The organism is Pseudomonas sp. IT-P294, from assembly GCF_949767865.1.
Lineage (GTDB): Bacteria > Pseudomonadota > Gammaproteobacteria > Pseudomonadales > Pseudomonadaceae > Aquipseudomonas.
The window spans coordinates 1-293 of record NZ_CATKQW010000045.1; the positions used below are offsets into that span (position 1 = coordinate 1).

General features: G+C 61.8%; 1 protein-coding gene. It reads right to left on the bottom strand.

All coding sequences use genetic code 11. From position 1 onward, the window contains the following. A partial coding sequence (locus ACM6I0_RS24385; RefSeq protein ID WP_414923486.1) for a VCBS domain-containing protein occupies window positions 1-293 on the bottom strand: 293 nt, incomplete at both ends.

The following is a 293-nucleotide window of genomic DNA, read 5'->3' on the forward strand; positions in this document are numbered from 1 at the left end:
TTTGCAGACCATCGAGGGCAGTCACCGTGAAGGTGCCGCTCTGGGTCAGGGCCGGCGCATTGGGGCTGGTGCCATCGCTGAGGTTTTTCTCGTAGACGGTGAGTTCGCCACCTTGGACGTTGAGCCCGCCGAGGGTCACCGGGTCGTCGTTGTTGTGGATTTGCAGCACCAGGTTGGCGGTGCTGGTGTCGCCGTCGGCATCGGTGAGGGTGTAGGTGAAAGTTTCCGTGCCGTTGCCGCCACCGTGCAGGGCTTTGAAATCCGCATCGCTGGTGTTCAGCGTGTAGGTGTAC